General features: G+C 72.9%; 6 protein-coding genes. All 6 read right to left on the bottom strand.

The annotated features are described in order from the left end of the window. Positions 1-846, bottom strand: an 846-nt coding sequence (locus ACFPZN_RS43100; protein WP_378288422.1) for an amidohydrolase family protein, incomplete at its 3' end; no start/stop codon positions are given. A 26-nt stretch (positions 847-872) separates the two neighbouring features. After that, complete coding sequence (locus ACFPZN_RS43095) at positions 873-2,339, bottom strand: aldehyde dehydrogenase family protein (RefSeq protein ID WP_378288420.1); 1,467 nt, start codon at positions 2,337-2,339, stop codon at positions 873-875. A 29-nt stretch (positions 2,340-2,368) separates the two neighbouring features. Continuing rightward, positions 2,369-3,571 (bottom strand): thiolase family protein, encoded by a 1,203-nt coding sequence (locus ACFPZN_RS43090; protein ID WP_378288418.1) that lies wholly within the window; start codon positions 3,569-3,571, stop codon positions 2,369-2,371. After that, on the bottom strand, positions 3,568-4,014 hold the full coding sequence (locus tag ACFPZN_RS43085; RefSeq protein ID WP_378288416.1) for a Zn-ribbon domain-containing OB-fold protein: 447 nt from the start codon (positions 4,012-4,014) through the stop codon (positions 3,568-3,570). The genes ACFPZN_RS43090 and ACFPZN_RS43085 overlap by 4 nt, the downstream gene beginning before the upstream one ends. Further along, positions 4,011-5,219 carry a CaiB/BaiF CoA transferase family protein gene (locus ACFPZN_RS43080; protein WP_378288414.1) on the bottom strand — a complete coding sequence of 403 codons (1,209 nt, stop codon included), beginning with the start codon at positions 5,217-5,219 and terminating at the stop codon, positions 4,011-4,013. Before ACFPZN_RS43080 ends, ACFPZN_RS43085 begins: the two co-directional genes overlap by 4 nt. A gap of 430 nt (positions 5,220-5,649) precedes the next feature. Beyond that, the gene (locus ACFPZN_RS43075) at positions 5,650-6,447 is read right to left on the bottom strand and encodes a PaaI family thioesterase (RefSeq protein ID WP_378288412.1); all 798 of its coding nucleotides are present in this window, start codon (positions 6,445-6,447) and stop codon (positions 5,650-5,652) included. Positions 6,448-6,515: the final 68 nt, after the last annotated feature.

The raw sequence follows: 6,515 nt of genomic DNA, 5'->3' as shown, positions 1-6,515 counted from the left end.
GGCGCGCTCCAGGAAGTAGGGGATCCAGCCGGCCTCGCCCTCCGACAGGGCGATCTTGAGGTTGGGGTAGCGCTGGAACAGCCCGCTGAACAGGAACGACAGCATCGTCCCGGAGGTGCGGGTCGCGCCCCAGGTCAGGTTGGCCATGAACGGCGCGTCCTTGCAGATCTGCGGCAGCGTCGACGACGAGCCGACGTGCATCGACACGACCATCTCCAGGTCGTTGGCCGCCGCCATGACCGGCTCCCAGTAGCCGTCCTTGTCATGGATGGTCGGCAGGCCCAGCGGCTCGGGGTTCTCGGAGAAGGCGAAGGTGGTGGCGCCCTTGTTCGCGCAGCGCTCCATCTCCTTGACCGCCAGCCGCGGGTCCCACAGCGGGATCAGGATCAGCGGGATGTAGCGGCCCGGCGCCGCCCCGCACCACTCCTCGATCATCCAGTCGTTGTACGCCTTCAGGCACACCAGCCCGAAGTCGCGGTCGCTCGCCTCGTAGAACAGCTGCCCGCAGAACCGGGTCACCGACGGGAAGCACAGCGAGGCCAGGATGCCCGCGCGGTCCATGTCCTTCACGCGGGCCGCGGCGTCGTAGCAGCCGGGCGCCATCTCGCTGTAGGGCACCGGCTCGGGGCTGAACTCCTCCTTCGACTTGCCCACCACGGCGCTCAGCCCGGAGCTGGGCATCCGCTTGCCGTCGTAGACCCAGAAGTCCATGCCGTCGTCGTCGACCTCCAGGTGCGGGGCGCGGTCGCGGTCCTTGGCCGGGACGCGGTCGGTCCACACGTTCGGGGGCTCCAGGACGTGGTCGTCGACCGAGATGAGCCAGTCCAGGTTGAGATTGGTCGCCATCTTCCGTTCCTTCCTGCCGGGCGGGCTCAGCGGAGCTCGCCGACCACCATGTGCTTCACTTCCTGGAAAGCGCGGATGCCGTCGGTCCCGCGCTCGCGGCCGAGGCCGCTCTGCTTGTAGCCGCCGCTCGGGGCGTAGGCGCTGAACAGCGCCGTGTTGACGTTGACCGCGCCGGTGCGCAGCCGCCGGGCCACGGCCGTCGCCGCCGCCACGTCGGCGCCGTAGACCTGACCGGACAGGCCGTACTCGCTGTCGTTGGCGATCCGCACGGCGTCGTCGACATCGCGGTAGCCGATGATCCCGATGACCGGGCCGAAGATCTCCTCCTGCGCCGCCGGGTTGGAGTTGTCGGGCAGGTCCAGGACGGTCGGCTCGAAGAAGTAGCCGTGCTCCAGACCCTCCGGGCGGCCGCCCCCGAAGGCCACCCGGCCCCCCTTCTCCCGCGCCATCTCGACGTACCGCTCGCAGCGGTCCCGCTGCGCGGCGCTGATGACCGGGCCCATCAGGGCCTCGCGGTCGGAGGGGGGACCGACCTTGATGCCCGCGTAGACCCGCGACACCGCCTCGACCACCTCGTCCTTGCGGTCCTGCGGGACGAGCATGCGCGTCGCGGCCACGCACGCCTGACCGGCCGTGGCCGCCACGACGGCCATCGCCCCGCCCGCCGCCTTCTCGACGGCGTCGGGCAGGTAGATCTGCGCCGACTTGCCGCCCAGCTCCAGCGCCACCCGCTTGATCGTCGGCGCCGCCTGCGCCAGGATCGCCCGCCCGACCGTGGTGGATCCGGTGAACGACACCATGTCCACGGCCGGATGCGTGGTGAGCAGCTCCGCCCCCGCCGCGCCCGGCTCGACCACCACGCTCAGCACGCCCGGCGGGATGCCGGCGACCTCCGCCGCGGCACCGAACATCAGCGAGGAGACCGGCGTCAGCGGGCTCGGCCGCAGCACCACCGAGTTGCCCGCCATCAGCGCCGGGACGATCTTCTGGAAGCCCATCATGAGCGCCGCGTTGTACGGCGTGATCGCCGCCACCACGCCGACCGGCTCGTGCCGCCGCAGGCTCAGCGCCAACCGGCCGCGCACCAGCTCGTCCACCGGGACGGGGTTGGACTCCTCGTGCGCCATCGACAGGTACAGGTCGATCGTGTCGCGCGCCGCGGCCAGCCCGGTGCGCAGCTGCGTGCCCTCGGCGAAGAACACCGGCTGGCCCGCCTCGGCCACGATCGTGTCGACCAGCGCCTCCCCGGTCGCCTCGATGTGGTCGAGGAACGCGTGCAGGGTCTCGGCGCGCTCCGCGGCCGGCAGGTCCGCCCACACCCCGGCGTCGAAGCTGCGCCGCGCCTCGACGACCGCCCGTTCGATCTCGTCCACGGGCGCGGCGGAGACGTCGGCCGCCGGCGTCTCGTCCGCCGGATTCTCCACGGTGAACCTGTCGTCCCCGTCCACCCACTTGCCGGCCACATACGAGCACCAATGAGGAATGAGTCCCACCGATTGCTCCCTTCTCTCACGCTGACGGGTCAGAACGATTCGGCGGCGTAGACGACGGCGCCGCCGTAGTGCGGCGAGGACTGGCAGGCGACCCCCACGGTCGCCTTCGGACGCTGGCGCTCGCCGGCCCGGCCGGCGAGCTGGAGATAGCACTCGAGCATCTGGGGGATGCCGTGCATCCGGCCGTTCCCCAGGGCCCCGCCGCCCGACAGCACGGGCAGCGCGCCGGGACGGTCGCTGTCGATCCGCCCGTCCTGGACGAACCGGTGCGCCTCCCCCACCGGGCAGAAGCCGAGCGCCTCCAGCCAGAACCAGACGAACGGCGAGAAGCCGTCGTACATCTGCGGCAGGTCCACCTCGTCCGGCCCGATCCCGGCGCTCTCCCACAGCCGGCGGGCGGTCTCCGCGCCGCCGGACATGATGTCGTCGAGCGTCCAGTGCAGCGGCAGCCGCGCCGCGGGAGGCGGGCTGGAGGCGTAGCCGGCGACGTAGACCGGCTTGTGCGGAAGGTCGCGGGCACGTTCGGCCGAGGTGACCACGAACGCCGCCACCCCGTCGACCGGGATGTCGCAGTCGTAGCGGCAGATCGGGTCGGCGAGTGTCGGCGCCGCCAGGTACTCCTTCTCGGTGAGCGGCTTGCCGTGCCAGTACGACCAGGGGATCCGGGCGCCGTTCTTGCGCGCCTCCACCAGCACGGCCGCCATCGCCTCCCGCGTGGCCCCGTAGCGCCGGAGGTACTCGTTGTAGGGCAGCGCGATCATCGCCAGCGGCCCGAAGTAGCCGGCCGGCGCGGTCCACTGCTGCGGGCCGGCGACCTCCCGCATCGGGTTGCCGTGGTAGCTCCCCCGCGGATTGTGCAGCGCCCGGTAGAACAGCACGTGGTCGGCGGCGCCGCTCGCCACGGCGTTGACCGCCAGCGTCAGGGCGCCGGAGACCTGGCCGATGCCCTGGAAACCCGCGACGTAGCGCGGCGCCGTGCCCAGGTGCTGCGCCATCCAGCCGGCCGTCACCGTGCTGATCCCGTCCTCCACGGCGTGGGCGCCGGCGGAGGGGAACAGCGACGCGGCGACCACGCCGTCCACGTCGCGCGGTTCCAGCCCGGCGTCGGCGATCGCCCGGCGGGCGGTGTCGACGGCGAGCGCGCCCAGCGGCCGCGCGGCGTGCCGTTCCACCTGGCTGTGGGCGTAGCCGGCGATGGCCACCTTGGTGCTCGCCGCGAACCTGCCGCTCACGCGCCCTCCTCCCCTCTGCCCTTGCCGCCGAGCACGAAGGCGGGGACGGCGACGCCCGGCGCGACGTCCTCGAACGCCGCCTCCACCGAGGCGCCGACGCGGACGGGCGCACCGGGACCGTCGAGGAGCCGGCCGATCACCCGCAGCCCTTCCTGCTCCGCGAGTTCGACATCGACCAGCACGAACGGCAGGTCGTCCGCGAAGCCGGGCAGGAACGACTGGCGCATCACCGTCCACGAGCGGACCGTGCCGCGGCCGCTGACCGGCTCGAACGCGAACTCCGGGTCGGTGCTGTGGCAGTGCGGACAGGTCTGGTCCGGCGGAAGCGTGAACGCGGCGCACCGGGAGCAGCGGGCGACGGTGAGCACGTGCCGGGCCGCCGCCTCCCAGAACGGGGCGGACAGCTCGTCCGGCGCCGGCACGGGGCGCTGGGCCTCGGTCACGGGATCGCCCCGGCGTCCTTGAGCGCCGCGATGTCCTCCCAGGTGCGTCCCAACTCCAGGAGCACCGCCTCGGTGTGCTCGCCGTGCTCGGGCGCCCGCCGCAGGTCCGGCGGCCGCTCGTCGAACTGCACCGGCACCGTCGGCAGGGAGTACGTCACGTCGTCCTCGACCACCTGGCCGATGTAGTCGTTGGCCAGGACCTGGGGGTCCTGCAGCAGCTCCTCCACCGCCTGCACGGGCGCCCACGGGGCGTCGATCCGCGCGAGCAGGTCCTTCCACTCCTCGAACGTCCGCCTGGCGAACTCCGCCTTCAGCTCGGCGATGCAGGCGTCCCGGTTCTCGCGCCGCGCCGCCAGGTCCACGAAACGCGGATCGTCCACCAGTTCCTCGCGCCCGACCAGCTTGCAGAAGTCCGCCCAGTACCGGTCCCCCTGGAGGAACACGAGCTGGATGTGGCGCCCGTCCTTCGTCGCGTAGACGCCGACCAGGGGGTTGGGCGACGCCTCGTTCCCGGAGGCCGCCCTCGGCCGATGCCCCTGCAGCGCGGACAGGACGTCGGACGACAGCGTCCACATCGCCGTGGCCAGCAGCGACACGTCCACCACCGACCCCTTGCCGCCGCGCTCGCGGCGCAGCAGCGCCGTGGCGATCCCGAACGCCAGCGCCATGGCGCCGTTGCGGTCGCCCATCGCACCGCGCTGGCCGATCGGACCGTCGCGGTCGGGCGGTGTCAGGACGTGCGCCATGCCGCCCCGCGCCCAGAACGCCGACGAGTCGTAGCCGGGCAGGTCGGCGTCGGGCCCCCGCGGCCCGTAGCCGTTCCCCCGCGCGTACACGAGCTTGGGGAAGCGCTCGGTGAGCGTCTCCGCGTCCAGCCCCAGGCGGCGCAGCGCCCCCGGCCGGAAGTTGGTGAGGAACACGTCGGCCGTCTTCAGCAGCTCGTCGAGGACGGCCCGCCCCTCCTCCTGGCGCAGGTCGAGCGCGACCGACCGCTTGCCGCGGTTGGCCAGCGCCATCGACAGGTTGACCCCGCCGGCGTCGGTCCCGATGCCCTGCGTGGCCAGGCCCCGGTACGGGTCGCCCTCCAGGCGCTCGATCCGGACGACGTCCGCGCCCCAGTCGGCCAGCAGCGCGCCGGCGACCGGGACGAACACCCACTGCGCCAGCTCGACGACGCGCAGGCCGCTGAACGCACCTTCGTCCACCAAGAACCTCCCTGTCTCTGCGGCGGTCACAACCAGCGCCTCCTGAAGGTGTGCGGTGTTCGCGGGGCGGCGCGACATCCCGGCGGCGGGGACCCGCGCGAACGCGCGGGTGATGCGGGCGGTTCGGGCGTCGCGGCGATGGCCGCGAAGGTCGATCGGAGGATGCGCGGGCGTTCGTCCGGGCCGGCCGCAAGCGGATCCGGTCGGCGCCGCCGGGGAGGGCCCTGGCGGCGCAACCCGCGAACAGGTTGCTGGGGGTGGGTAGTTGCTATCATTTAAGCAGCGCTGCACTAAATGGTAGCAACGACGTCTGCGGAAGACCAGACCTCCGGCTCCTGTTTCGAGAGCTCCGGCGGACGTTCGGCCGATTCCGAGCAAGAGAAAAGGCGCTCGCGTGCGTCGAACGCACGCGAGCGCCGGGGGCGAGAACTCAGGCGGGGAAGGTCCTGGCGACGGCGATGCCCGTCAGGCGGTCGTCCCTGCCGGCGTCGCGCAGCTCCACCTGGCCGAGGCCGTCGCGCAACCCGGCGGTGGCGACGACGGGACCCACCCGCGCGGGCTGGAGGTAGCGCAGCTCGAGCGAGGACAGGGTGCCGCCGGGCGCCAGCGACAGCACCGCCTCCTCCGCGACCAGGGCGATCAGCCCGCCGTTGATGGTGCGGGAGGCGTTCAGGCCGTCCTCCGAACGGGGCAGGACGGCCAGCCCCGGCCCGCGCCGCTCGCACCCCGCACGCTCGGCGAACGGCTTGACCAGCCGTTCCTTCTGCAGCGGGAGTTCGACGCTGAGGGTGGCCGGCAGCGACACGCCGGGGTCCGGCGCCAGCATGAACGAGCCGTGCGCGATCGCCCACGGCTCGCCGCCGCCGGTGGTGAACTCGACCCGCCCGGTGAAGACCGAGCGGCCGGCCTTGACCGTCCGGGCGATCCCCAGCAGCGTCCCGGCCGCGGGAGCGGGGCGGTACAGGTGGACGTCGAGTCCCAGCGTCACCGGCACGCGCGGGTGCGTGACCTTGGACGCCAGCAGGCCGATCAGCGTGTCGGCCCAGGTGGCCAGGATGGACGTCCGCAGGCGCGCGGTGCCCGGCACGTGCATCTCCGGGGTGATCGAGGCCGTGCCGTGCAGGTCCTCGCCGACGCTGGTGGTGGCGAAGCCGAGCTCGCCGAGCATGTGACTCGATGCCTCGGGGCCGGTCTCGGGGCCGGTCTCAGGGCCAGTACTGACGCTCACAGCGGTCTCTCCTTGCGCGGGTCGGCCGGCGGTGCGCACCGTCACCGCACCCTCGCTCCCCCGTCGTG

Source organism: Actinomadura rugatobispora (genome assembly GCF_042656285.1).
GTDB classification, from domain to species: Bacteria; Actinomycetota; Actinomycetes; order Streptosporangiales; family Streptosporangiaceae; genus Spirillospora; species Spirillospora rugatobispora.
This window is presented reverse-complemented; position numbering and strand designations above follow the sequence as displayed.